Annotated in this window: 19 protein-coding genes; 9 read left to right on the top strand and 10 right to left on the bottom strand. The window is 70.5% G+C overall.

All coding sequences use genetic code 11. The features are described from left to right. The 4 genes from BLR99_RS23235 to BLR99_RS03545 all read left to right on the top strand — a co-directional run. Positions 1 to 404, top strand: a 404-nt coding sequence (locus BLR99_RS23235; protein WP_211481574.1) for a hypothetical protein, incomplete at its 5' end; no start/stop codon positions are given. A gap of 220 nt (positions 405 to 624) precedes the next feature. After that, complete coding sequence (locus BLR99_RS22410; RefSeq protein WP_133246125.1) at positions 625 to 1,008, top strand: hypothetical protein; 384 nt, start codon at positions 625 to 627, stop codon at positions 1,006 to 1,008. A 325-nt stretch (positions 1,009 to 1,333) separates the two neighbouring features. Further along, complete coding sequence (locus BLR99_RS03540) at positions 1,334 to 2,095, top strand: hypothetical protein (RefSeq protein WP_011797035.1); 762 nt, start codon at positions 1,334 to 1,336, stop codon at positions 2,093 to 2,095. Beyond that, positions 2,071 to 2,703 (top strand): AP2/ERF family transcription factor, encoded by a 633-nt coding sequence (locus tag BLR99_RS03545; RefSeq protein WP_017438960.1) that lies wholly within the window; start codon positions 2,071 to 2,073, stop codon positions 2,701 to 2,703. The genes BLR99_RS03540 and BLR99_RS03545 overlap by 25 nt, the downstream gene beginning before the upstream one ends. 99 nt (positions 2,704 to 2,802) lie before the next feature. Here the strand turns inward: BLR99_RS03545 and BLR99_RS03550 are convergent, their stop codons facing one another. The 8 genes from BLR99_RS03550 to BLR99_RS03585 all read right to left on the bottom strand — a co-directional run bounded on the left by BLR99_RS03550 (position 2,803) and on the right by BLR99_RS03585 (position 14,390). After that, entirely contained in the window at positions 2,803 to 4,695 is a 1,893-nt protein-coding gene (locus BLR99_RS03550; protein WP_048857653.1) for a RecQ family ATP-dependent DNA helicase, read from the bottom strand. Between the two features lie 118 nt (positions 4,696 to 4,813). Next, positions 4,814 to 6,274 carry an ABC transporter ATP-binding protein gene (locus BLR99_RS03555; RefSeq protein WP_061855815.1) on the bottom strand — a complete coding sequence of 487 codons (1,461 nt, stop codon included), beginning with the start codon at positions 6,272 to 6,274 and terminating at the stop codon, positions 4,814 to 4,816. Next, positions 6,271 to 7,131, bottom strand: coding sequence for an ABC transporter permease (locus BLR99_RS03560; RefSeq protein WP_048857643.1), 861 nt, complete (start codon positions 7,129 to 7,131; stop codon positions 6,271 to 6,273). The genes BLR99_RS03555 and BLR99_RS03560 overlap by 4 nt, the downstream gene beginning before the upstream one ends. Further along, a complete protein-coding gene (locus BLR99_RS03565) occupies positions 7,128 to 8,138 on the bottom strand; it encodes an ABC transporter permease (RefSeq protein ID WP_082081995.1) in 1,011 nt (336 codons plus the stop codon). Before BLR99_RS03565 ends, BLR99_RS03560 begins: the two co-directional genes overlap by 4 nt. Continuing rightward, entirely contained in the window at positions 8,135 to 9,727 is a 1,593-nt protein-coding gene (locus BLR99_RS03570) for an ABC transporter substrate-binding protein (RefSeq protein ID WP_228193962.1), read from the bottom strand. The genes BLR99_RS03565 and BLR99_RS03570 overlap by 4 nt, the downstream gene beginning before the upstream one ends. A gap of 13 nt (positions 9,728 to 9,740) precedes the next feature. Continuing rightward, positions 9,741 to 11,909, bottom strand: coding sequence for a TonB-dependent siderophore receptor (locus BLR99_RS03575; protein ID WP_046060806.1), 2,169 nt, complete (start codon positions 11,907 to 11,909; stop codon positions 9,741 to 9,743). Between the two features lie 163 nt (positions 11,910 to 12,072). Then, the gene (locus BLR99_RS03580; protein ID WP_041827577.1) at positions 12,073 to 12,507 is read right to left on the bottom strand and encodes a hypothetical protein; all 435 of its coding nucleotides are present in this window, start codon (positions 12,505 to 12,507) and stop codon (positions 12,073 to 12,075) included. A 173-nt stretch (positions 12,508 to 12,680) separates the two neighbouring features. Then, entirely contained in the window at positions 12,681 to 14,390 is a 1,710-nt protein-coding gene (locus BLR99_RS03585; protein ID WP_041827576.1) for a sensor domain-containing diguanylate cyclase, read from the bottom strand. 110 nt (positions 14,391 to 14,500) lie between these two features. On the opposite strand from BLR99_RS03585, the gene BLR99_RS03590 reads away from it, so the two are divergent. The 5 genes from BLR99_RS03590 (at position 14,501) to BLR99_RS03610 (ending at position 21,597) form a co-directional block, all read left to right on the top strand. Next, entirely contained in the window at positions 14,501 to 15,385 is an 885-nt protein-coding gene (locus BLR99_RS03590) for a hypothetical protein (protein WP_041827575.1), read from the top strand. A gap of 101 nt (positions 15,386 to 15,486) precedes the next feature. Then, positions 15,487 to 18,966 carry a response regulator gene (locus BLR99_RS03595; RefSeq protein ID WP_170838018.1) on the top strand — a complete coding sequence of 1,160 codons (3,480 nt, stop codon included), beginning with the start codon at positions 15,487 to 15,489 and terminating at the stop codon, positions 18,964 to 18,966. Beyond that, the gene (locus BLR99_RS03600; protein WP_048857642.1) at positions 18,963 to 19,820 is read left to right on the top strand and encodes a CheR family methyltransferase; all 858 of its coding nucleotides are present in this window, start codon (positions 18,963 to 18,965) and stop codon (positions 19,818 to 19,820) included. The genes BLR99_RS03595 and BLR99_RS03600 overlap by 4 nt, the downstream gene beginning before the upstream one ends. Then, positions 19,817 to 20,428, top strand: a complete 612-nt coding sequence (locus BLR99_RS03605; RefSeq protein ID WP_011797023.1) for a chemotaxis protein CheB — start codon at positions 19,817 to 19,819, stop codon at positions 20,426 to 20,428. Before BLR99_RS03600 ends, BLR99_RS03605 begins: the two co-directional genes overlap by 4 nt. Continuing rightward, on the top strand, positions 20,425 to 21,597 hold the full coding sequence (locus BLR99_RS03610; RefSeq protein ID WP_048857641.1) for a hybrid sensor histidine kinase/response regulator: 1,173 nt from the start codon (positions 20,425 to 20,427) through the stop codon (positions 21,595 to 21,597). The genes BLR99_RS03605 and BLR99_RS03610 overlap by 4 nt, the downstream gene beginning before the upstream one ends. Before the next feature lie 43 nt (positions 21,598 to 21,640). Here the strand turns inward: BLR99_RS03610 and BLR99_RS03615 are convergent, their stop codons facing one another. Next, positions 21,641 to 22,009, bottom strand: a complete 369-nt coding sequence (locus BLR99_RS03615) for a response regulator (RefSeq protein ID WP_041828186.1) — start codon at positions 22,007 to 22,009, stop codon at positions 21,641 to 21,643. A gap of 88 nt (positions 22,010 to 22,097) precedes the next feature. After that, positions 22,098 to 24,239: a catalase gene (locus BLR99_RS03620; protein WP_048857694.1), complete on the bottom strand. Its 2,142-nt coding sequence runs from the start codon at positions 24,237 to 24,239 to the stop codon at positions 22,098 to 22,100. Between the last annotated feature and the right edge of the window lie 144 nt (positions 24,240 to 24,383).

The raw sequence follows: 24,383 nt of genomic DNA on the forward strand, positions 1-24,383 counted from the left end.
CACTCACGCCGATCTCACGCGCCAGCTCGTCGGGCGTGGCGCTGTGCGGTGGCAGCAACCTGCCCACCGCTCTGTCTTTGAATGCTTGTCCGTATCGTGCCAACTGGCTTCTCGCTCTTCGCCCCCGGGGTGAAACACACGGCAGCGGGCCGGCGCCTGAAGGCACCTGCAAGGCTGTGCATTTGTGGACGATGCGCTGCGCGCACCGGCCCGCTTGCCGTGGACAACGCTTCGCGTTGCCCACCACGCAGACCTTCGACCACAACTACACAGCCTCCTACTACCTTCATGAACTCCGAACACCGGAGTCCTATCGAGGCGACAACTATTCTGACGCGGGGGGGCGAGTGGAGAGCCTATTGCAAATAAACAAAGTGGTTTTGCTTTTCCCGTGGGGCCTGTAACTCACGTGGTGTCACCCGATAGGTCAATGGTCACTAATATCACCGAGAAAAGCCACCTACTATATCCCGGTATTGTACGACGCTGGGTTTCGGAAAGTGCCAATGAAGTTACTGTACACACATATGGCGAGGGCGTGGGGCCGATGGGTAAGATGAATAATGCGCTTGCGGACTGGCTCTGGGGTAAAGTGGATAAAGATGTTTTTAAATATGCGGAATCATGCAAGTAAAGAGTTATATTTTTAGTAGCTTCCTCTCCTCTTTATTATTGGCGAGCATTTTTGTTTTTTTTTCCGATAGGGGCTATCGCGGTGTATATTGGTTTATATGGGGGGTGACTTTTTTCACATCTCTGATTTTGCATTTGATGTTGCTTGCGTCTGCACTAAAGATAGGCGAAAGATTTGGTGTTTTTTTTGCTTTTGTTTACGCATTTTTCTTGGGCTTGTTTGTTGTGAATTTATTGTTTTTTGTGATATTGAAAAGATATCCTGGGCTGGATGCTATATCTTTTTATTATAGTGTTTTTGGAGGTTTGGGAGGTTTTTTTGCTGTTTTTTCGTATATGGTTGTCGATAATTTTTTGAAAAATGGCGGTGCCTAGGGGAGGGTCTGCAAACCCCTTGAAACTCCCAGAAAGGGCCTCGTAAGTCATTGATTTCATTAGGCTTGGTTTTTGAAAAACGAGGTTTTGCAGAGGGTCCCTGGAAAGGATTTTGTATTTTCAAGAAATTCTGTGTATTGCTACTTTGTGTGGCAGTTTTCGCAATCGTTTGTTTGGCATTGATTTCTTGGTTTGTTTTGCCCCGCTCTGCGGCCGTGCTTGAATATAAAGATGTTGCGGATTTGAATCCATCTCCAAGCTTCGACCGCCGTGCCGCTGGCCCGGACGGAACCATGGGCCTCAACACAACAACGCGGAGCCCGCCATGCATCCCGGTCTAGAAGCCCTGCCATCGCCACTCACCGAACAACTCGGCACGCGCAGCCGCCTGGAATGGCTGCAACGGCTGCCGGAAGTGCAGGGCATGGCCCGTGACATGCTCTTTCGCGCGCGCGATGCGGAGCCCTACCTGCTGCACGCGGAAGACCATGGGCTGACGCTGGTCCTGCAGAGCCTGGACCCTGCGGCACCCGAGGGCGAGCGCCAATGGGGATTCCAGGGTTTCACGCTGGACGCCTCCGCCTGGAAGGGGCCGTGGTTCGACAAGGAGGGGCCGCGCCAGGCGCAGGCCGAGACGCTGATCGAACAGTTGGCGGACTCCCCCGACGAGGTGATGCACCAGCACCCCATGCTCTGCTTCGCGGTACGCGGCCAGGGCGGCCAGACCTGGAGCGTGGTGGCCACGTTCGATTACGGCACCCGCTGCCTGCAGACCTTCACCCTGACGCGGGTAGGCGACTGGCGGGCCGCCGCGCCGCTGCCGGAAGCACCGCTTTCCCACGCACATGCGGCGCCCCAGGATTTGGACCCGCGCGACGGCCCGACGCCGGCCTGCCGGTCGGGCATGCGCACGCCGAAGACGGGCGTCTGGGAAGGTCGCCTGCCGGCCCTGCATCCCCCGGCCTGCATGTTCGTTCAGGCACCGCACCGCTTCGTGTTCAAGCAGGCGGGGGAACCGATGGGCGCGCTGGGGCTGCCGGCGCAGGACGACGCACAGGTGGTGTGGACGTGGCTGCGCGGGCGGTGAGAGAGGACGAGGGCGAGAGCGCCGTACCGGGCCATTCGACGGGATCGGCCCTGGCGCCGGATGCGCCTGCCCATGCGCAAGCGTTGCTGCAGGGCAACTACGGCATCATCTGCAGCCAAGACAAGCGCAAGGGTACCACCAGCTGGCTCGTGCGCCTGCGGCGCGACGGCCGCCGCGTGGGAGCGCGCTACTTCTACCACCACCACTACGACAGCCCGGAAGCCGCGCTGGCCGCCGCCCGGGCCTACCGCAACGCACTGCTGGAGATGTACCCGCCCTTGGACAGCCGCGAGCATCGTCGGCGCCTCAGCCAGCTCAATACCAGCGGCGTGGCGGGGGTCAGCCGTGATCGCGGCAGGACGGGCTACTGGATCGCGTCCACGAAGCTGCCCGACGGCGTCGTGCTCCTCAAGCGCTTTTCCGTCAAGAAGCATGGCGAGAACGCGGCCAAGGAACTGGCCATTCGGGAGCGCGAGCGCCAGTTGCAGCACGTGGACAACGTGAAGGTCCGCAATGTGGATGCGATGCGGTTTTTCCAGGAAAGAGGGAACGTCGATCACTCCTTGGAAACGCAAGGTGCATGCGTGCATGTAGACGGAAAAGCGTGAGTTGCGCGGTGCGACGCGGCTGTGTTTTTTCCTGTCGCCCGTTCGCCGGCTCCGCAGCCCCATCCCTGCAGGCAAAGAAAAGGGTTTGGTAGGGAGTGCTCAAGCGGTGCGCAGCGCCAATGCAGGCCCTACCATGGCCGCTTCACCCTCCGCCGCGGCATCGTTGGCCGCCGCCCGGCGTCTGCGCGCCTTGCGCACGTACTCGGGTTGGAAGCAGCGCTCGCTGCCGTCCGAGAATGCCACGGTGATCGATTCCGATGCGATCGCGCGCACGGTGCCTTCGCCGTAGCGCTTCACACGCACCGGCATGCCGAGTTCGAACACGGGGCGCGCGGGCGTGGCGGGCTTCGCCTCGGCCGCGGCAGGGCCTGGCGATACCAGGGCGATGGCCGGCACGTCCGACGGCTTTTTGCGGGCCGTGGCCAGTGCGGCCGGCGCGAGCGTGGGCGGTACGGCCGCGGACGACGCGGCCGCGTTCGCGATGGCCTGCTGCGCGTCGAGCGCAGCGATCCGCCGGCAGTTGTCGCAGGTGCCGCAACGCTGCGCCGGTCGCGCATGGCCGAAGTAATCCAGCAACACCTCCCACCGGCAGCCCCCGGTCTGCGCGTAGAACACCATGCGCTCGAGGCCGTCCTGGTCCTGCGTGCGCTTTTGCGCGTAGTCTTCGAGCAGCGCGACCAGCGCATCGCTGTCCATGCCCGCGCGGCGCAGCGAGAGGCGGCCGTCGGCCTTCTGCGTGACGATGCGGCGGCGGCGCAGCAGGCCCAGCGCCACCTGCAGCTTGGGGCGGGGCCGGTCCAGCGATTGCTGCAGCAGGTCCAGCGTCCAGCCTTCGTGCGCGCCCGGCGGGGGCGACTGCAGCGCGGCGTAAAGCGCGTCGAGGTCGTCGGGCGTCGGGTAGCGGCCCGCCAGGAAGAACTGCTGCACGGCCTTGTCCTTGCGCAGGAAGAGCAGCGTGCATTCGGCCGGCTGCCCGTCCCGCCCGGCCCGGCCGGACTCCTGGTAGTACGCGTCCAGCCCGCCGGGCATCTGGTAATGGATCACGAAGCGCACGTCCTGCTTGTCGATGCCCAGGCCGAAGGCGTTGGTGGCGACCATCACCCGCAGGTCGCCGGCCATGAAGCGGTCCTGCGCCCGGCCACGCTCGGCGGCGGGCATGCGGCCGTGGTAGATGCCCGCGGATTCGCCGGCACCGGCCAGCAGCGCATGCACCTCCTCCGCGGCCTTCACCGTGGCGGTGTAGACGATGCCGGAGCCTGTGGATTCCTTCACGGTGCGCAGCAGGCGGTCGCGCTTTTCCTTCTCGTCGGCGAGCTGCTCGGCGCGGTAGTGCAGGTTGGGCCGGTAGGTGCCGGTATCGACCACGCCCGCGGCCGGAATGCCCAGCTGCCGGCGGATGTCCTGCGCCACCGGGCCGGCGGCGGTCGCGGTGAGCGCCAGCACCGTGGGGCGGCCCAGGCGCGGCAGGGCCTGGGCGATGTCGAGGAAGGCCGGTCGGAAGTCGTGGCCCCATTGCGAGATGCAGTGTGCCTCGTCCACGGCCACCAGGTCCACGGGCCCGCCGGCTTCGAGCAGCGCCTGGAAGCCGGCGTCGGCCAGCCGCTCGGGCGTGGTGAGCACGATGCGCGCGCTGCCGTCGGCCACGGCTGCCTCGGCGGCGCGCGTTTCCTCGGCGTCCAGCGCGCTGTGCAATTGCACGGCCGGCACGCCGCGCTCGCGCAGCGCGTCGCACTGGTCGCGCATGAGCGCGATGAGCGGCGACACCACCACCGTACGGCCCGCGAGCAGCAGCGCAGGCAACTGGTAGCACAGCGACTTGCCGGCGCCCGTGGGCATGATGGCCAGCGTGTTCTCGCCGCGCAGCACGCGGTCGATCACGTCGCGCTGGCCCGCGCGCAGGGCGCGCAGGCCGAAGGATTGCTTCAGGGCCGCCTGGATGCGGGCCTGGCTGGGAGGCCGCCTGGCGGCAGCCTGGGAGGGGGTGGAGGACATGGTGGCGGCGATCCGGTCGTTGCAGGGCCGTGCACCGGCGCCGCGATGGCGTGCCGGTACGTGCCTATGCTCGCGCGCGCTCCCGGCGCGGCGCGTGGGACGCCGCTTACCCCCGGTGTCATCCGGGAGCGTGCGCTGCCTTCTCCGTTTCCTTTTCCTCGTCCAGGGCCAGAACGCCGCCCTGCAGCCTCAGGGTCCGGGTACCGGCGGCGCGCGCGAGCGCGTCGTCGTGCGTGACGAGCAGCAGGCAGGCCCCGGCGTTCTCCATCGTCTCGGTGAGCAGCGCCAGGGTGTGGCGCTGGGTGAGCGGATCCAGGCGCGACGTGGGCTCGTCGGCGAAGAGCAGCGCGGGCCTTGCCAGCAGCGCGCGGGCGAGCGCAATGCGCTGCAGCTCGCCACCCGATACCTCGCCGGGGCGCCGCCGCAGCAGCGCGGGGTCGAGTCCCAGGCGCTGCAGACGCTGCTCCAGCGCCGCCCACGGTTGCGCATGGAGGCGGGCCACGTCGCGCAGCGTGGTGCCCAGGTCCACCTGCGGCGCGAAGGCGCCCGCCGGGTCCTGATAGAGCTTTTGCAGGGTGGTGGGCGCGAGCGACGGCGCGCGCCGTACGCAGCCCGCATCCGCGCGTACCAGGCCCAACAGCACGTTGCCCAGCGTGCTCTTGCCCGATCCGCTGTCGCCCCGGATCACCGCGCGCTCGCCCTGGCGCAGTTCCAGGTTCACGCCCTGGAAGAGCTGCCGGCCCGCGAACGCCTTGCCGAGCCCCGTGGCCTGCAGCACCGTCTCGCCCAAGGGGGGCGGTCCGCGGCGTGGCCATGCGGACGGATCCGCATCGATCAACCGGCGGGTGAATGCATGCCGCGGCGCGGCCAGCACCTCCCGGGCGCGGCCCATCTCCACGGCCCGGCCGCCCTGCAGGACCATGATGGCGCCCCCCAGCTGGCGCGCGAGGTCCAGGTCGTGCGTGATGACCACGGCGCAGCCCCCCTCGCGCAGCAGGGCCTGCAGACCGTCGATGGCGTGCCGGCGCCATGCGGCGTCGAGGCCCTTGGTGGGTTCGTCCGCCAGCAGAATGCGCGCGCCGCCCGCGAGCGCGATCGCAGCGGCGGCCCGCTGTGCCATGCCGCCCGAAAGCTGCCAGGCATGCTGCCGGGCCGCGGCGCCCAGGCCGGCGGCCTGCAGCTGCGCCCGGGCCGCCGCCCGCGCACGGTCGGGGGCTTCGCCGCGCACCAGCGCGTGCACTTCCGCCAACTGCGGCGCGATGGGCATGAGCGGGCTGAGTGCCTGCGCGGGCTCCTGCGGCAGCAGCGCGAGCGTGCGCCCCCAGAGCGGCCGGCGCGCGGGCCCGTCCTCCGCCCGGCTGGCGCGGCCCGCGATGGCGACGCTGCCGCTGGCGCGCAGGGCCGGCGGCAACTGGCCCATCACGGCCTGGGCCAGCAGCGATTTGCCCGCGCCGCTTTCGCCGACGAGGCACAGCGCCTCGCCGGGGTGCAGCGTGAACGAGATGCCCTGCAGCAGCGCGAGCGGCCCCGCATGCACGCCGACGTCGTCCACCTGCAGGAGTGGGGCAGCCGCGCTCATGCCGGCTCTCCGGGGCGCGCGACGAGCGCCATGCCCAGCACCAGCCAGGCCAGCAGGCCCACGGGGGCCGCGATCAGCCAGGGGGCTTCTTCGTAATGCGGCAGCGCCTCGGTCATCATCAGGCCCAGCTCGGCGGTCGGCGGCTGGATTCCCACGCCGATGAAGCCCAGCGCCGCGAGCGCCAGCACGGCCTGGGCGGCGGTGAACGGCAGCAGCGTGCCGAGCACGGGCGCGAGCGCCGGCAGCACATGGCGGCGCAGCAGGTAGGCCGGCCCGAAGCCGAGCAGCCGCGAGGCCTGCACCGCGTCGCCGGCCAGCACCGGCCGGCTCGCCGCGCGGCTGACGCGGAAATACTCCACCCACAGCGAAAGCGACAGGCCCAGGTAGAGCGCCCAGTGCCGCCCCGGCGCGAGCGTGGCGAAGAGCAGCACCAGCAGCAGGCCCGGCACCGCCAGCACGGCGTCGGCGAGCAGCACCAGCCAGCGGTCGAGCGCGCCGCCGCGCCAGCTGGCCGCCACGCCCAGCAGCACGCCGGGAAGCGCCGCGCTCGCCGATGCGGCCAGCGCCAGCCCCAGGGAGAGCTGCGCCGCATGGGCGAGACGGGCCAGCGTGCTGCGGCCGAACAGGTCCGTGCCCAGCCAGTGCGCGCGGCCGGGCGGCAGCAGGCTGTCGGCGAGCGACTGGCGTGCGGGATCGGTGCCCACCAGCGCGGGGCCCAGCGCCGCGAAGGCCGCGAGCAGGCCGAGGACCACGAGGCCCCAGCGGCGGCCTGCGCGGGCGGCGGGGCGCACCGGCGCCTGGGCGGCGGCGTCGAAGGCGCCGGGCGGTGCGGAGGGGGGCGACGGCACGGCGGTCATGCGCGGACCTCGGTGGAACGCCGGGGATCGATCGCCACGCAGGCCGCATCCACCAGCAGGTTGAAGAAGACGAACAGCAGGCCCATGCACAGGGCGGCGCCCTGGATCATCGGCACGTCGCGACCGAAGACGGCATGCACCAGCGCATGCCCGATGCCGGGCCACGCGAAGAGCGTTTCCACGACCACGGCCCCCTCGACCAGGAACACGCCCTGCATGCCGAGGTAGGCCACGACCGGCAGCGCGGCCTGCGGCAGTCCGTGGCGCCACAGCGCCTGCCCGTCGGTGAGCCCCTTGGAGCGGGCGAACGCCAGCGAAGGCGACGCGGCGGCCTGTCGCATGGCGGCGCCGGACACCCGCGCCAGGCCCGCGGCGAGCCCCAGGCCCAGCGTCAGCGCGGGCAGCAGCAGGCTGGCCGCATGGTCATCGCCGGCCACCGGCAGCATGCCCAGGTGCACGGCCATCGCCAGCATCAGCAGCACGGCGAGCAGGAAGGGCGGCATGGCCCGCAGCAGCACGGACAGCGCGGCCACGGCGCGGTCGGTGCGGCCGCCCGGATGCAGGCCCGTCCAGATGCCGGCCGGCAGCCCCAGCGCCATGCCGATCAGCAGCGCCGCGAGCGACAGTTCGACCGTGGCGGCCAGCGGGTGCGCGATCTCCCGCCACACCGGATCGCCGCTGACGTAGGAGGTGCCCAGGTCCAGCCGGACGATGTCGCCCCACCAGGCCAGCAGCGCCTGCCAGACTGGGCGGTCCAGGCCCAGTTCGCCGCGCACCGCCGCGGCCGCGGCATTCGACACGAGGTCGTAGCCGTAGCGTCCGGCGGCGATGCGCGTGGCCATGTCGCCCGGCAGCGTGCGGGCCATCGCGAAGCACAGCGTGCCGACGATGAGCGCGAGCGCCACGGCCTGCAGCGCCCGGCGCAGCAGCATGCGGGCCCAGATGCGTTCGGCGGCGGTGGAGGAGGAACTGGAGGAAGAAGGCATGGGGGATGTACGGGTGGTCATGCGCGCCACTCCATCGCGGTGAGCCGGTAGGAGCGCTCCAGCGGGTCCAGCCGCACCTGGCCGACGCGCGTGCTCACGGCCACGGTCTGCCGGTACCACGCGACCGGGATCACCGGCAGTTCGTCCTGCAGCGTCCGCACCACCTGCCGGCGCAGCGCCGCGGCGCGCTCCGCCGGGATGCCCCCGGCCTGCAGGGCGGCCAGGGCGTCGGCCACGCCCGCGTCGGACCAGCCCATCGCGCCCCAGTCGCCGCCGCGGCGGCCGAAATCCTGTGCCAGCGTGCTGGTGGGATCGGGCGTGGTGGCGTAGTTGCGGGCGATCAGCGCGAGCTGCAGGCTACCGTCGCGGTGGCCCAGCGGGATGTCGCCGGAGTTGCCCACGTCCACGCGTACGGCGATGCCGGCCTCGCGCCACTGGGCCTGCAGCGCGGTGGCGATGAGTGGCAGTTCGGGCCGGTCGGGGAAGGTGCGCAGCGCGAGCCGCAGCGGCTGGCCCTGCGCATCCCGCAGCCCGTCCGCGCCGCGCCGCCAGCCCGCCGCGGCCAGCAGCCGGGCTGCCGCTTCGGGATCGCAGGCGAGTGGATCCAGGTCCTCGGCATGCCAGGCCCGCAGCGTGGGCGGAAAGAGCTGCGTGGCCGCGAGCCCCGGGTCGCGCAGCAGCGCGCGGGCGATGCCGGCGCGGTCGATGCACAGGCTGATCGCGCGGCGCACGCGCGCATCGCGCAGTGCCGGCAGCCCCGCGTTGACCTTGATCGCCACCGAGCGCGGCAGCGTCACCGATTCCACCCGCACCGTTCCGCCGGCCGCGGCCTGGCGCCGCAGGCGCACGGTGCTGGCCGGATCGAGCCCGTAGGCGAGGTCCGCCTGGCCGGACTCGGCCATGAGGGCCCGCGTTTCGGCGCGCCCGGCGCAGAGATAGGCCACGCGTTCGATGGCGGGGCGCGGGCCGCCATGGCCGTCGAACACCGCGGCCTCCACGCGCTGGGGCGCGGCGAGCACGGTGACGCGGTAGGGCCCGCTGCCGACGATGGACTGCACCGCGCCGTCCGCGCCGTAGCTGGCGGGCGCGAGCACCAGCGTGCTGCTGTGCGCCAGCAGCGCGGGCAGGGCGGCATGCGGTGTGGACAGGCACACGCGCACGGTGGACTCGCCCTCGGCCTCGATGGACTGGATCGGGGCGCCGCTCAGCAGCGAGGGCGGCCTGCGCGCGGCTTCCAGGCACCGGACCACCGCCGCGGCCCGCACGGGGGTGCCGTCGTGGAAGCGCGCACCCCGGCGCAGCACGAAGCGCCAGACGAGGCCGTCGGCCGAGGCTTTGATACCTTCCGCCAGGCCGGGCAGCAGCGTGCCGTCGTCGTCGGTATCCACCAGTGTCTCGGCGATCTGCAGGCGCGTGAACACGTAGCCGCTGACCGCCGGGGCCAGGCCGGCGATTTCCCAGGGCCCGACGATCTGCAGGCGTGCCTGCTCGCCCGCGGCCCGGGCCTGCAGGGCCGGCGCCAGCGCGCCCGCGGCGCCGGCGACCAGCATCCGCAGGGTGCCGCGCCGCGTGGCGCCAAGGGGCGACGGATTCTTCATGGAATGGCGCATGGAGTGCGGCGTCTCAGAACCGGGCCTGCAGGCCCACGGCCACGGTGCGCCCGCTGCCGGGCGTCACCCACAGCCGGCTCACGGACGTGGCGTAGTAGGTCTTGTCGAACACGTTGTCCACGTCCAGCGTGAGCCGCACCGCGGGCGTGAGGCGCCAGTACGCGACGATTTTCGCCGTGGTGTAGGCGGGCAGCTCGAAGGCGGGCGTGCCGGCCTGCGCTTCGGCCTGCGTGCGGGCCGCGCCCAGCCGCCGGCCCACGTGCGTGACGCCGCCTCCCACGCCATAGCGCTGGCCGCTGGCGAGCGCATCCTCGTACACCGCGAGCAGGCTGCCGTTCACGCGCGGCACGTTGATGAGGCGGCTGCCGATCTCGAGCGTGTTGTCGCGCAGCACGTCCACGTCGTTCAGCACCAGGCTGGCGTTCAGGCGCCAGTGCGTGCTGAGCTGTCCCGCCAGGTCGAACTCCAGGCCGCGGCTGCGCACCTTGCCCGCCGTGACCTGGAAGCTGCTGTCCACCGGATCGGTGGTCAGCATGTTGCGCTTGGTGATGTCGAAGAGGGCGGCCGTGGCGCCCAGGCGCTGGTCCGCGCTCTCCCATTTCACGCCGACTTCCAGCGCGTGGCCCTTCTCCGGATCCAGCGCCAGGCCGCTCCGGCCCACGGCGGAGGTGAAGCCGCTGTTCGGGCGGAACGACGTGCCCGCGTTGGCGTACACCGTCCACTGCGCATGGGGCAGCCAGCTCACGCCCACGCGCGGGGAGACGGCGGTCGGGTCCTGGCCGTCGGTGGTGCCGGTGCGGTGGTTGTCGTAGGTCTGCCGGTAGCGGTCGAAGCGCGCGCCGGCCAGCACGCGCCACTGCGGCGCCAGCTGGATCGCGTCCTGCACGTAGAGGGCCGTGTTGCGCTGGCGTTCGGTGAAGTCCGTATTGGGGCCGGGGGCCGGCCGGGGTTGCCCGTACACCGGCTGGTGGATGTCGATCGCGTAGGGCGCGGCGGCCGTGGGATTGATGCGCAGCATGCGCGCATCCAGCGTGTAGCGGTAGGTCTCCACGCCCAGCAGCAGTTCGTGCGGCGTGTCGCCCCATTGCAGGTTGCCGATCAGCTCGCCCTGCAGCGCCGTGTCGTCGGACGAGAAATCGCGCAAGCGGCGCTGGCGGCGCAGCGTGCCGTCGGCCAGCAGGGACGAGGCCTCGGAGGAGAACCCGTCCAGGCCCGTGGTGCGGTAGGAGAGCGCGAAACGGCTGCGCCACTGCGCGTTCCACTCGTGCAGCAGCGACAGCTGGTGGGTGGTGTTGCGCACGGTCACGTCGCCGTCGCCCGGCTCGCCCAGGAAGCGGCTGCGCGGCACGTCGCCGAGCCGGTTGCCGACCGCCACCACGCCCCGGTCCAGCGGCGCGCGGTGCCGCAGGTATTCGCCGCTGTAGTCCAGCACGGTGCTGCCGCCGAGCTTCCAGGTGAAGGCCGGCGCGACCACCTGGCGCTGCGCGCTGACGAAGTCGCGGAAGCTGTCCCGGTCTTCCACCGCCACGTTGAGCCGGTAGGCCAGGTTCTCGCCCAGCGGACCGGTGCTGTCGAGTGCCCCGCGGCGATAGCCGTGGCTGCCTGCATAGGCTTCCACCGCGTTGGCGGGCTTCCATTTCGGCCGCTTGGTGACGATGTTGAGCGTGCCGCCGGGTTCGCTGCTGCCGTAGAGCGCGGCGGCCGGGCCCTTCAGGAATTCGATGCGCTCCACGCCGGCCATGTCGCGCGGCGCGTTGAAGCCCCGGTTGCCGGAGAAGCCGTTGAGCAGAGTGGCCGAGCCGGTGTTCTCGTTGCCGGGCAGGCCTCGGATGGCGACGTTGTCCCACAGGCCCCCGAAGTTGTTCTGGCGCGAGACCCCGCCCACGTAGTCGAGCACGTCGTCCAGTCGCGTGGCACCGAGGTCGTCGATGGCCTGCCGGGTGATGACGCGCACGGACTGCGGCAGCTCGCGCAGCGGCAGGTCGGTCTTGGCGTCCGCGGCTTCCTGGGCCTGGTAGGTGCCGGAATCGGTGCGGCCGACGACATCGACGGTGGACAGCTGGGCGTCGCCGGAAGGGGACGGGGCGGGGCCGGATTGCGCGCGCGCGCCGCCTGCCACGAGGGCCGCAGCGGCCATCGCGAGGGGCAGGGCCTTGAAAGAAGGGTGACGGAAAAGGGGCATGGAATCGATGGTGCAACAAGTGGACTGCAGCCATTCCGGCACGCCGGGGGCGCCGTGCGGCAGTGCGCGCACGGCATGGGCCCCCGCGTGTCCGCGGAACCGCGGTCCTGGGCAGGAAGCGAAGAGGAAAGGAAGAAGGCGGCCGGGATATGCCGCCGCGCGCTCAGGCCGCCTCTGCGGAGGGCGCGGGCGCGTTGGCAGTGCCGGCCGGAGGGCCGCGCGCCAGGAAGGGTTGCGCGGTGCAGCGTCCGCGCGCCCGTGCGGCATGGTCTGGGGGGCCGGGGGTGGCGCCCGGCCCTTCCGGACAGGGCTGCGGCGCCGGTTGCGGCGCGGCGGCCTGCAGGTGGGCGAAGGCCAGGCAGGCAGCGCATGTCCCGTGCTGCGGCGCCGTGTCTTCGGAGGGCGCTTCGGACGCAGCGGAGGCAGACGGGCTGCCTTTGTCCCCTGCCGCCGCTGTCACCCCCGCCGCCGCCACCGCCGCAGGCACGGCGGGCTGCAGGGCCTGTCGCAGGTGCGTCGCCTCATGCCACGACCAGCCCAGGCAGGCATTCAGCCACAGGGCCAGCAGCAGGAAGGGCGTGAAGCGGTGCGGTCGCATGGGAGTTTCCGGAGCGCGGGATGATAGCCGCGCGCCGGACCGTGCAGCCTCTGTACCTGCCGGCTTGCCTGCATGGGCTGTTTTCAAAAGAAGGCCGCGCTGCTGGCGGATCGTCCCCATCTCGGCCGGCCCGCGCGCGTGGCCGGCACGCGTGAGCTGGTCGCCCGCCGGAACTACGTGCTGGTATGTGACGCGGGCGCGACGCAGACCCGGTCGCGGCCCTCCTCCTTGGCCTGGTAGAGGGCCTTGTCGGCCCGCTCGAGGATGGTCGCCAGCGGTTCGCCCCCTCCATGGCAGAAGGCCAGGCCGATACTGACCGTCAGGTGGCCCACGCCGGGGAAGGGCGTATGGCCCACGGCCAGGCGGATCTTCTCTGCCACGAACCGGCCTTCCTCGCGGTCGCGGGGTTCGGGCATCAGCACGACGAACTCCTCGCCGCCGAACCGGGCGATGAAGTCCGTGGAGCGCACGCAGCCGGTGATGACGCCCGCCAGGTGCCGCAGCACCGCGTCGCCCGTCTGGTGGCCGTGCGTGTCGTTGACGCGCTTGAAGTGGTCCGCATCCACGATCATCAGCGCGAACCGGTGGCCGAGCTCGCGGCACCGCGCCGTGTACGCCTGCAGCGCTTCGTCGAAGCGGCGGCGGTTGTAGAGCCCGGTGAGCGGATCGCGCACCGCCAGGTTCTCGAGTTCCTGGTTGGCCTGGTGCAGGGCCAGAGTGCGTTCGCGGACCTGGTTCTCCAGGGAGGTATTGAGGCGCGACAGCTCCTGCTCGCGCTCCAGCAGCGAGGCCGTCATGGACTGGAAGGAACGGTTCAGCTGGGCGACTTCGAGGGTGTCCGTGCCGTCGGGATAGCGGGGCACGCCCTCCCGGCGCTCGATGGCGTGCGCCGCGCGCGCCAGCAGTTCCAGCGGCCGGCTGAACCGCGCCGCGAGCCGGTAGGCCACCAGGCCGCAGAGCAGGGCGGCGGCCAGCCCCAGCAGCGCGAGCTGGCGGCGCAGGGCACGGGCCGGCGCCAGCGCCTCGTCCGCGGGCTGGCGCACGACGATGCGCCAGCCGAGGTCCGCGCCCGCCACGGATGGCAGCGGGACCGTGCTGCTCAGGTATTCCGTGCCGTCGGCCCACGTGAGGCGCTCGTAGCGCGCGGACGCAGCGGCCCGGTCCGGCAGGCGGCTCTGGCCCGCGAGCCGGAAGGGATAGAGCACATTGCCCGACCGGTCGGCGATGAGCACCTCGATGCCGGGCCCCGCCGCACGGTCCACGGCCACCGCCTCCACGGTTTCGGTCACCCAGTACCAGTGGGCATGGGCGCCGATCACGCCGCGCAGCGTTCCGTTGGCGTCCACGATGGGCGCGGCGAAGTCGATGAAGCGCAGCGGCTGGTCGAGGCGACGTTCCGGCAGGCGCTTGGCCAGCAGCACGGCGTCGTGCACGTCGCCCACGAAAAGACGGGTGGTGGCGTCGCGGAACCAGGGGCGCTGGTCCACCTTCTCTCCGACGAGGAGGCCGCCCGTGGCCTGCAGCACCCGGCCTTCCGGGGAGGCGATGCCGATCCATGCGTACTCGCTGTGCGCGTCCTTGCGCTGGTCGAGCGCCCGGCGCATGGCCTCGCCGCCCAGGTCGCCCTGGGTGAACAGCGGCAGCTGGCGCAGCAGGTCGATCTCGAGCGCGCGCTCGCGCAGGTTGGTGGCGAGCAGGTCGGTGGCCGAGCGGGCCGTGGTGTGCAGCAGGTCCCCCGCGAAGCGCGCGAGGTCCTGCGTGGCGATGCGTCCCAGGTAGAAGCCCACGCCCAGCACGCTGGCGAGCGTGAGCGCACCGAACCAGAGGGTGAGTTGTCCCCGCAGGCTGGAGGGGCGGAGGGACGGCCGGGCAATCGGATGCATGGCCGCATTGTCGGTCCGCCGGAGGGGGGCGTGCCGTCGCGCTGCGGAATTCCGGCGCGCGCGCATTCACTACAATGCCGCCCCTTTTGGCGGCCCGCGCGAACCCACCCATGCCCATCATCGTCAACGAAGAACTCAAGGCCTACATCGATCCGCTCACGCCCGAGGAGCATGCCGCCCTGGAGCGCAGCCTGCTCGCCGAAGGCTGCCGCGATGCACTCGTGCTCTGGGGCGACGTGCTCGTGGACGGTCACAACCGCTATGGCATCTGCCAGAAGCACGGGCTGCCGTTCAACACCGTCCAGCATCCGCATTTCCGCTCCATGGAAGACGTGCATCTCTGGATGATCGACCAGCACCTCGGCCGCCGCAGCGTCTCGGACTTCCAGCGCGGCGTGCTGGCGCTGCGCAAGCGGGAAATCCTGGCGCAGCGCGTGGCCGCCACTGCGCCCGCCGCTGCCCAGGGCTCCGGAGCGGCGGAGCCCGCGGACGGTGCCGCGCCGTGGGAGGGGCCGGCCGATACCGGCTCCGCCGCGCCGCAGGACGCCGCCGCGGGGGTGCCGGAGGCCGAGCCGCTGAAGAGCCGCGAAGCCATCGCCCGGGCGGCACGCCTGAGCAGCAGCCAGGTGGTGATGATCGAGAAGATCCAGAAGCAGGCCGCGCCCGAACTGGTGGCTGCCGTGCGCTCGGGCTCCATCTCCATCAACACCGCGGCCGCCGTGGCCACCTTGCCCGAAGAAGAGCAGCGCGCCGCGGCGGTGGCCGGCAAGGATGAGCTGCGCCAGGCCGCGAAGCGCGCGCGCGACGCACGCCGCAGGCCACGTGCGGAGATTCCGCAGGATGGATCCGCGCCGGAGCGCGCCACCGAACCGGGCGGGCCGTCCGCGCCCCGGGACGACGTCGAGGCGCTGCGCCGCCGCGTGGCAGAGCTTTCCGCCGAGAACGAAGCCCTGCGCGCGGAAGTGGCTCGACTGCAGGCACTGGCGGGAGCGTAAGGCCCTGCGCGGGACGGCTGCTCCTTCTTTTGCAGGATATGGCCTACGTGCGCGGCGGTGTCCGCACCCTATGATCCGGTGCTTCCCGTCCCGCACCCCCCATGCCTTCCCACCCCCTCCCGAACGACAAGATCCGCCACAGCATGCCGCTGCGGATGCTGCTGGGCTTCGTGCTGGCGGCGCTGGCGACCACCGTCATCGCCGTGTTCACCTACCAGTCGCAGCAGGACCGCGGCGAGGCGGTACGGCGCATCAATTCGGCCGTCGAGTCGATCGTGCAGATCCAGTATGTGCTGTCGATCATCAAGGACGCCGAAACCGGCCAGCGCGGCTACCTGCTGGCCGGCGAACCCCGCTACCTCGGCCCCTACGAGACCGCCGAGGCCTCGCTCACGACCGAGCTGGAGCGGCTGCGGGGACTGGTGGGCGATTCGCCGCGGCAGCTGCGCCGCTACGAGCAGCTCGCGCCCCTCGCGCGCCAGAAGATGTCCGAGCTGCACGAAACCATCCAGCTGCGCCTTTCCGGCCAGGCGGACGCGGCGCTGTCCGTGGTGCGTACGGACCGCGGCCGGGCCACCATGGACGCCATCCGCTCGCTGGTGCGCGAGATGATCGCCGCCGAGCGCGAAGAGCTGGAAGAGCGCCGCGCGATGTGGGAGGACTCGGCGCGCTTCGCGGCGTACTTCACCTGGGGCAGCTCGCTGCTGCTGCTGGTGTTCATCCTGGGCGTGGCCGCCATGACGGCCGCGGACCACCGCGCCAAGGCCCGCGAGGCCTGGGTGCGCAGCGGCCTGATGGGCCTGTCCGACGAGGTCCGGGGCGACCTGCGGCTGGACGAGCTCGGCCCGCGCGTGCTGGCCTACCTGGCGCGCCGGCTGGGCGCGCGCGTGGGGGCGGCCTATGTCTCCGACGGGCACGGCACGTTCCGCCGCTTCGGCGCGTACGCGCTCTCCGGCACCGGCCCCGAGCGCATCGCCGTGGGCGAGGGGCTGGTGGGGCAGGTGGCCCAGACACTGCAGCCGGTGCATGCGCGGCACGTGCCCGCGTCGCACCTGGAGGTGCAGTCCGGCGTGGGCCACAGCACGCCCGCGGAACTCGTGGTGCTGCCGGCCGTGCACAACGGCGTGGTGCATGCCGTCATCGAGCTGGGCTTCTTCCGGCCCGTGCAGCCCATCGACATGGACATGCTGTCGCGCGCGTCCGAGCAGCTCGCCGTCGCCGTGCGCTCGGCCATCGACCGCTCCCAGCTCGAGGCGCTGCTGGACGAGACGCAGCGCCAGGCGGAAGAGCTGCAGGCCCAGCAGGAAGAACTGCGCGTGAGCAACGAGGAACTGGAACAGCAGAGCCGTGTCCTGCAGGAGTCGCAGGCGCAGATGGAGGCGCAGCAGACCGAGCTGGAGCAGAGCAACGCCCAGCTGGAAGAGCAGACCCAGCAGCTCGAATACCAGAAGCAGCAGCTGCTGCGCGCGCAGGATGCGCTGTCCGACAAGGCCCGCGACCTGGAGCAGGCGAGCCAGTACAAGAGCGAGTTCCTCGCCAACATGAGCCACGAGCTGCGCACGCCGCTGAACTCCAGCCTGATCCTGGCCAAGCTGCTGGCGGACAACAAGGGCGGCAACCTCACGGAGGAGCAGGTGCGCTATGCCGAAACCATCCACGGCGCCGGCAACGACCTGCTGAACCTCATCAACGACATCCTCGACCTCGCGAAGATCGAGGCCGGCCAGGCCACGGTGGAGATCGAGCCCGTGAACGTGGCGCGCGCGGTGCAGTCCATCGTGGAGCCCCTGCGGCCACTCGCCCGAGAGAAGAACCTGGCGTTCAGCGCCGTGGTCGAGCCGGGCGTTCCGGACGTGCTGCGCACCGACGCCCAGCGGCTGGGCCAGATCCTGAAAAACCTGCTGTCCAACGCGATCAAGTTCACCGAGCGCGGCGAGGTGGCGCTGCGCGTGGCGGCCCAGCCCGATGGCCGGGTGGCGTTCTCGGTGCGCGACACGGGCATCGGCATTCCAGAGCACCAGCAGAAGCTGATCTTCGAGGCGTTCCGCCAGGCCGATGGCAGCACCCACCGCAAGTACGGCGGGACGGGGCTGGGCCTGTCGATCTCGCGCGACCTCGCGCAACTGCTGGGCGGCAGCGTCTCGGTGCAGAGCACCTCCGGCCAGGGCAGCGTGTTCACGCTGGTGCTGCCGGTCCATGCCCCGGAGAGCAGCCAGCCCGCCGCGCAGGCACCGGCCCCCGCTCCGCAGCTCGCGGTGGCCACGGCCAGCGCCACGCCCGCCTCCGCCCTGCCAGCGGAGGTGCCCGAGCAGCCGGCCCTGGCCCCCATGCCGGCACCGCCGCGGCGTCCGGCATCGGCGGTGGCGGATGATCGCGACGCGCTGCAGGCCGGCAGGCGCACCATCCTGGTGGTGGAAGACGACACGCGCTTCGCCCGCATCCTCTACGACCTGGCCCACGAAATGGGCTTCCAGTGCATCGTCACGCACAGCGGCGGCGAAGGCCTGGCGGCCGCCACCGACTACATGCCCAGCGCGGTGGTGCTGGACATGAATCTGCCCGATTTCTCGGGGCTGGGCGTGCTCGACCAGCTCAAGCGCAATCCCGCCACGCGCCACATTCCCGTGCACGTGGTGTCGGTGGCCGACTATTCGCAGGAGGCCCTGGGCCTGGGTGCCATGGGCTACGCGCTCAAGCCCGTCAAGCGCGACGAGCTCGTGCAGGCGCTGCAGCGCATGGAATCCAAGTTCACCCAGGCGCTGCGCCGCGTGCTGGTGGTGGAAGACGACGACCGCCAGCGCGAGAGCATGCGCCACCTGCTGGCCAACGGCGACGTGGAGATCGTCGGCGCGGAAACCGCCCAGCGCGCGCTGCAACTGCTGCGCGAGAGCACCTTCGACTGCATGGTCATGGACCTGAACCTGCCGGACCTGAGCGGCTACGAACTGCTCGAGCAGATGGCCGGGCAGGAGGAGGTCGCCTTCCCGCCGGTGATCGTCTATACGGGCCGCTCCCTGTCCCGCGACGAGGAACAGCGGCTGCGGCGCTTTTCCAAGTCGATCATCATCAAGGATGCCCGTTCGCCCGAGCGCCTGCTCGACGAGGTCACCCTGTTCCTGCACCAGGTGGAGTCCAGCCTGCCCGCGGAGCGGCAGCAGATGCTGCGCCTGGCGCGCGACCGGGAATCGACCTTCGAGGGGCGCAGCATCCTCGTGGTGGAGGACGACGTGCGCAACATCTTCGCGCTCTCCAGTGTGCTCGAGCCCACGGGCGCGAAGGTGCAGATCGCGCGCAACGGACGCGAGGCGCTCGAGGCGCTGGAGCGCTCGCAGGCCGGCGACGCGCCGCAGGTGGACCTGGTGCTGATGGACATCATGATGCCGGAGATGGACGGTTTCACCGCCATGCGCGAGATCCGCAAGCGGCAGGAATGGCGGCGCCTGCCGATCATCGCCCTCACGGCCAAGGCCATGAAGGACGACCAGGAGAAATGCCTCGCGGCCGGCGCCAACGACTACATCGCCAAGCCGCTGGACGTCGAGAAGCTGCTGTCCCTGGTGCGCGTGTGGATGCCCAAGTGAACTCCGAAGACGAAGCCCGGGCGGCGCTGCGCCGCAAGACCTTCGACATTGAGCAGTACCTGCTCGTGGAGGCCATCTACCGCCGCTACCACTACGATTTCCGCGGCTACGCGCAGGCGTCGCTCAAGCGCCGCCTGCAGGCGGCGCTCACCCGCTTTTCCTGCCGCACGCTCTCGCAGCTGCAGCACCTGGTGCTGCACGAACCGGAAGTGTTCCCGGCCATGCTCGAATACCTCACCGTGCAGGTGAGCGAGATGTTCCGCGATCCCACCTACTTCCGCGCCCTGCGGGAAACCGTGGTGCCGCTGCTGCGCACCTATCCCTCGCTCAAGGTGTGGGTGGCGGGCTGCAGCACCGGGGAAGAGGTGTATTCGCTCGCCATCCTGTTGCGCGAGGAGGGCCTGCTGGAGCGCACGCTGATCTACGCCACCGACATCAACGCCAATGCCCTGCAGACGGCCGAGGCCGGCGTGTACGCGATCGATCGCATACCGTCCTTCACCGAGAACCACGCCCGCTCCGGCGGCAAGGGGTCGCTGTCGGAACACTACACGGCCGCCTATGGCCGCGTGGTGTTCGACAAGAGCCTGCGCCGGCACATCGTGTTCTCCGACCACAGCCTGGCGACCGACAGCGTGTTCGCCGAGGTGCACCTCGTCTCCTGCCGCAACGTGCTCATCTACTTCGACCGCGAACTGCAGGACGGGGCGCTGGGTCTCTTCAGCGAGGCGCTCTGCCGCAAGGGCTTCCTGGGGCTGGGCTCGAAGGAGTCGCTGCGCTTTTCGTCGCACGTGCAATCGTTCGACGAGTTGGTCGCGCCCGAGCGCATCTACCAGAAGCGGGGGGGCGCATGATCCGTCCCACCGCCGCCCCGCAGGTGCCCGCCCGGCCGTTCGAGGCGATCGTCATCGGCGGTTCCGCCGGCAGCATCGAGGCGCTGTCCGTGCTGCTGCCCGCGCTCGGGCCCGCGCAGCGCGCCGCGGTGTTCGTGGTGCTGCACCTGCCCCGCGACCGGCGCAGCCTGCTGTGCGAGATCTTCCAGCCGCGCTGCGCGCTGCCGATGCGCGAGGCGCAGGACAAGGAGCCTGTGCAGGCGGGCACCGTCTATTTCGCGCCGCCCGACTACCACCTGCTCATCGACGCCGGGCCGTCGCTGGCCCTGTCGGTCGATGATCCCGTGCATTTCTCGCGTCCGTCCATCGACGTTCTTTTCGAGTCCGCCGCGGACGCCTACGCCGGGCGGCTGCTGGCCATCCTGCTCTCCGGCGCCAACCACGACGGGGCCCAGGGCATCGCGGCCGTGCAGGCCGCGGGGGGCACGACCATCGTGCAAGATCCCGAAAGCGCTCCCATGAGTTCCATGCCCGAAGCGGCGCTGCAGCTGTGTACGCCGGCCCACGTCCTTTCGCCGCAGCGCATCGCCGACTGGCTGGCTGCGCTGCCGCCCGGGAGCCGCGCATGATCGCGCCGCCGCGCATGCCTCGCGCCGCGTCCGCGCCGCAGCGCCACGCCGCACCGGTGAAGTGCCTGCTGGTGGACGACGTGCCGGAAAACCTGATCGCGCTCGAGGCGCTGCTGCGCAGCGACGACGTGCACATCCTCAAGGCCGCTTCCGGCCCCGAGGCGCTGGAACTGCTGCTGGCCCACGCCGACGTGGCGCTGGCGATGCTCGACGTGCAGATGCCCGAGATGAACGGCTTCGAGCTGGCCGAGCTCATCCGGGGCAGCGAGCGCACCCGCCACATCCCGCTCATCTTCATGACCGCGGGATCGCGGGACCAGAACTGGCAATTCAAGGGCTACGAGAACGGCGCCGTCGATTTCCTCTACAAGCCCATCGATCCGCACATGCTGGTCAACAAGGCCAATGTGTTCTTCGAGATGCACCGGCAGAAGGTGGCGCTGGCCTGCGAGCTCCAGGCCCGCACCCATGCGCTCAAGCTCAGCGAGATGTTCATGGCCGTGCTCAGCCACGACCTGCGCGGCCCGCTCAGCGCCATCCTCGCCAGTGCCGCCGTGCTGCGCAAGACGCAGGAGCCCGACAAGGTCCTGGCCATGGCCGACAAGGTGCAGACCAGCGCACAGCGCATGGGCCGCATGATCGAAGACCTGCTGGACGTGACGCGGGTGCGCCAGTTCGGCGGGCTGCCGGTGCGGGCGGCGCCTGCCGACCTGGGCGAACTCGTGCAGCGCACGGCCGCCGAATGGCGCACCAGCCATCCCGATCGCATCATCGAGGTATGGCAGGAGGGCGACCTCGGCGGCCAGTGGGATGCCGAGCGGCTGTGCCAGGTCGTGTCCAACCTGCTGGGCAATGCCATCCACCACGGCGACCCCCGGCAGCCCGTCCAGGCCGCGCTGGACGGCACCGCACCGCACAGTGTCGTGATGACGGTCCGCAACGGCGGGGAGATCCCCCAGGCGCTGATCCCGCAGCTCTTCGACCCTTTCCGCGGACGCGAGCGCGAGCCCGGCCGCCACCAGGGGCTGGGACTGGGCCTCTACATCGTGCACCAGATCGTGCAGGGGCACGGCGGCACGATCAGCGTGCGTTCGGGCGAGGGGAGCACCACCTTTCGCGTCGAACTGCCGCGCGAAGCGCCGCCCTGCGCACTGTCCGGGCGGGACTGACGGTGGCCCGGGCCGCGCTGGCGCAGCGCGGCCGGATGCGCGCTCAGGCCGTGCCGGGCCTCAGCGCGCTGCGGATCGATTCCATCAGCGTTTCCAGGTCTTCCAGCTCGAAGGGCTTGAGCAGAGCCCGCACGTTCGGGCCCAGCGTGTCCAGTCCGTGGCCGAACTGGTAGCCGGAGCACAGCACGATCCAGCGCTGGGGATCGACCTGCAGCAGCTTGCGGCAGAGGTCCGTGCCGGACATGCCCGGCAGGCTCACGTCCGTCACCACGATGTCGAAGGGCTGCGGCCCGTCCAGCTTCAGGGCTTCTTCCGCCGTGGCGCAGGACGTGACTTCGCGGTCGTCGCCTTCGAGCAGCATGCCGATGGTTTCGCGGAGTTCGGCGTTGTCTTCCACGTACAGGATACGCAGCGGGGTCATGGAGTGGTCTGTCCCTTGGAGGGGTTCGGGGTGGAAGGTCGGAGGAAATCGGTGGCATGGGCCGGCGCGGGGGACTGGATCATGCCAGCATCCGTACCTTGGGTTCGCGTTCCCACTGGCGGGTCGCGGCCGCATTGATGAAGGCGGAGACGTCGTCCGGGGCCAGCACGCCGGCGTCCGGCTCGATGCCGGCGGCCGCCAGAATGGGCTGGGAACCCTTGCAGGCGGCGATCGCCTTGAGGTGGCCGTAGGCGTCGCGGAACCAGTCCACCGCCGCGGCTTCGCGGGCGAGCCGTGCGCCGGCCTGGGGAGCGAGCACGGAGGCCACCGCGTCGAACACCACCGACGGCGTGCCCGCGAGCTGGCCATCGGCCGGCAGCCGCGATCCGTCGGACAGCACGGCGCCGCCGACCTTGGGCGCCACGATCTTCACCTTCGCGCCGGCCTTCTCGGCCGCCTTGCGCAGCGCGGCGATCGCCTCCGGCGCGGATCCGTCGGCCACCAGGATGCCGATGCAGCGGCCCTGCAGCGTGGGCTTCATGCGGTCGATGATGCGCAGCGCGGGCGACAGCGGCAGGTCCTGCGCGGGCGCCGCGGCCGGGAAGGGCGCAGGCAGTTCCGGCAGGCCGAGGCCGTCCGCGACCCGCTGGGCCAGGCCCTCGTCCACGTTCAGCAACTGGGCGACGACGGCGACGCGCACGCGCTCGGTCTCCACCTTGGACAGCTCGAACACCAGCGCGGAGGCCATGTGCGCCTGCTCGATGGCGCTCTGGCTGCGGTAGAACAGGCGGGCCTGGCTGTAGTGGTCGGCGAAGCTCTCCGGCCGCAGGCGGCCCTTGGCGCCGTCGTCGCCGGCCAGGCGCTCGGCGAAATGACGGAATCCCTGGGCCACGGAGGCGCGCGGCGTGTCCTGCTGCAGGCTGCTCGGCTCATAGGCCACGCGGCCCTTGGGCACCTGCATCTGCATGTGGCCGTCGCGCTGCATGTTGTGGAACGGGCACTTGGGCGCGTTGATCGGGATCTGCACGAAGTTCGGGCTGCCCAGGCGCGAGAGCTGCGTGTCCAGGTACGAGAAGAGGCGTCCCTGCAGCAGCGGGTCGTTCGAGAAATCGATGCCCGGCGGCACGTTGGCGGGGCAGAAGGCCACCTGCTCGGTTTCGGCGAAGAAGTTGTCGGGCCAGCGGTTCAGGGTCATGCGGCCGATGGTCTTCAGGGGCACGAGTTCTTCCGGCACCAGCTTGGTCGGGTCGAGGTGGTCGAACGGGAAGCGCGCGGCCTCTTCCTCGGTGAAGAGCTGCACGGCCAGGTCCCATTCGGGAAAGTCGCCCGCCTGGATCGCCTCGAACAGGTCGCGCCGGTGGAAGTCATTGTCGGCGCTCTGCAGCTTCACCGCCTCGTCCCACACGGTCGATTGGATGCCCAGGCGCGGGCGCCAGTGGAACTTCACGAACGTGCTCCCGCCCTGCGCGTCGAGCAGGCGGAAGGAATGCACGCCGAAGCCTTCCATCGTGCGCAGGCTGCGCGGGATGGTGCGGTCGCTCATCGCCCACATGATCATGTGCAGGCTCTCGGGCATGAGCGAGATGAAATCCCAGAACGTGTCGTGCGCGCTCGCGGCCTGGGGGAACGCGCGGTCCGGTTCCATCTTCACGGCGTGGACGAGGTCGGGGAACTTCATCGCGTCCTGGATGAAGAACACGGGGATGTTGTTGCCCACCAGGTCCCAGTTGCCTTCGCCGGTGTAGAACTTCACGGCGAAGCCGCGCACGTCGCGCGGCGTGTCCACCGAGCCCGCGCCGCCCGCCACCGTGGAGAAGCGGCAGAACACGGGCGTCTGCCTGCCGACCTCGGTGAGGATGCGCGCGGTGGTGTACTTTTCCAGGCTTTCCGTGAGTTCGAACACGCCGTGCGCCGCGCTGCCGCGCGCATGCACGATGCGCTCGGGAATGCGCTCGTGGTCGAAATGCGTGATCTTCTCGCGCAGGATGAAATCCTCGAGCAGCGTGGGCCCGCGCGGCGTGGGGCGCAGCGAGTTCTGGTTGTCCGCAACGGGGATGCCCTGCTGCGTGGTGAGCACCGGATGGCCTCCGCCGGCCTGCTGCTGCAGTTCTCCGCCCTGGCCGCGCGCGGTGTCGCCGGTGGCCGCGGCGGAGGCGGCCTGCACCTGGTGCGGTGCCTTCTTTCCGGCGGAGTCGCTGGGGGAGAGGGTGTTCTTGGGCATGGGGCGTTCCTTGTGGGAAGTGGGCCGCTGGTCGCGGAAAACGGCATCTTTTTCCGCCATGGGGAACGGGGCTGTAGGACAAGCGCGCTTTGGCTGGGGAGGCGCTGGCGCAGTGACGCGCCTTCCTCCGACACGCCGCGGGCT

The organism is Paracidovorax citrulli, from assembly GCF_900100305.1.
In the GTDB taxonomy this organism is placed as follows: domain Bacteria; phylum Pseudomonadota; class Gammaproteobacteria; order Burkholderiales; family Burkholderiaceae_C; genus Paracidovorax; species Paracidovorax citrulli.

Bases quoted from the DNA above. Each gene is read 5' to 3' on its own strand.
- BLR99_RS22410 (WP_133246125.1), top strand. From the start codon at position 625: ATGCAAGTAAAGAGTTATATTTTTAGTAGCTTCCTCTCCTCTTTATTA.
- BLR99_RS03540 (WP_011797035.1), top strand. From the start codon at position 1,334: ATGCATCCCGGTCTAGAAGCCCTGCCATCGCCACTCACCGAACAACTC.
- BLR99_RS03550 (WP_048857653.1), bottom strand. From the start codon at position 4,695: ATGTCCTCCACCCCCTCCCAGGCTGCCGCCAGGCGGCCTCCCAGCCAG.
- BLR99_RS03555 (WP_061855815.1), bottom strand. From the start codon at position 6,274: ATGAGCGCGGCTGCCCCACTCCTGCAGGTGGACGACGTCGGCGTGCAT.
- BLR99_RS03560 (WP_048857643.1), bottom strand. From the start codon at position 7,131: ATGACCGCCGTGCCGTCGCCCCCCTCCGCACCGCCCGGCGCCTTCGAC.
- BLR99_RS03565 (WP_082081995.1), bottom strand. From the start codon at position 8,138: ATGACCACCCGTACATCCCCCATGCCTTCTTCCTCCAGTTCCTCCTCC.
- BLR99_RS03570 (WP_228193962.1), bottom strand. From the start codon at position 9,727: ATGCGCCATTCCATGAAGAATCCGTCGCCCCTTGGCGCCACGCGGCGC.
- BLR99_RS03575 (WP_046060806.1), bottom strand. From the start codon at position 11,909: ATGCCCCTTTTCCGTCACCCTTCTTTCAAGGCCCTGCCCCTCGCGATG.
- BLR99_RS03580 (WP_041827577.1), bottom strand. From the start codon at position 12,507: ATGCGACCGCACCGCTTCACGCCCTTCCTGCTGCTGGCCCTGTGGCTG.
- BLR99_RS03585 (WP_041827576.1), bottom strand. From the start codon at position 14,390: ATGCATCCGATTGCCCGGCCGTCCCTCCGCCCCTCCAGCCTGCGGGGA.
- BLR99_RS03590 (WP_041827575.1), top strand. From the start codon at position 14,501: ATGCCCATCATCGTCAACGAAGAACTCAAGGCCTACATCGATCCGCTC.
- BLR99_RS03595 (WP_170838018.1), top strand. From the start codon at position 15,487: ATGCCTTCCCACCCCCTCCCGAACGACAAGATCCGCCACAGCATGCCG.
- BLR99_RS03605 (WP_011797023.1), top strand. From the start codon at position 19,817: ATGATCCGTCCCACCGCCGCCCCGCAGGTGCCCGCCCGGCCGTTCGAG.
- BLR99_RS03610 (WP_048857641.1), top strand. From the start codon at position 20,425: ATGATCGCGCCGCCGCGCATGCCTCGCGCCGCGTCCGCGCCGCAGCGC.
- BLR99_RS03620 (WP_048857694.1), bottom strand. From the start codon at position 24,239: ATGCCCAAGAACACCCTCTCCCCCAGCGACTCCGCCGGAAAGAAGGCA.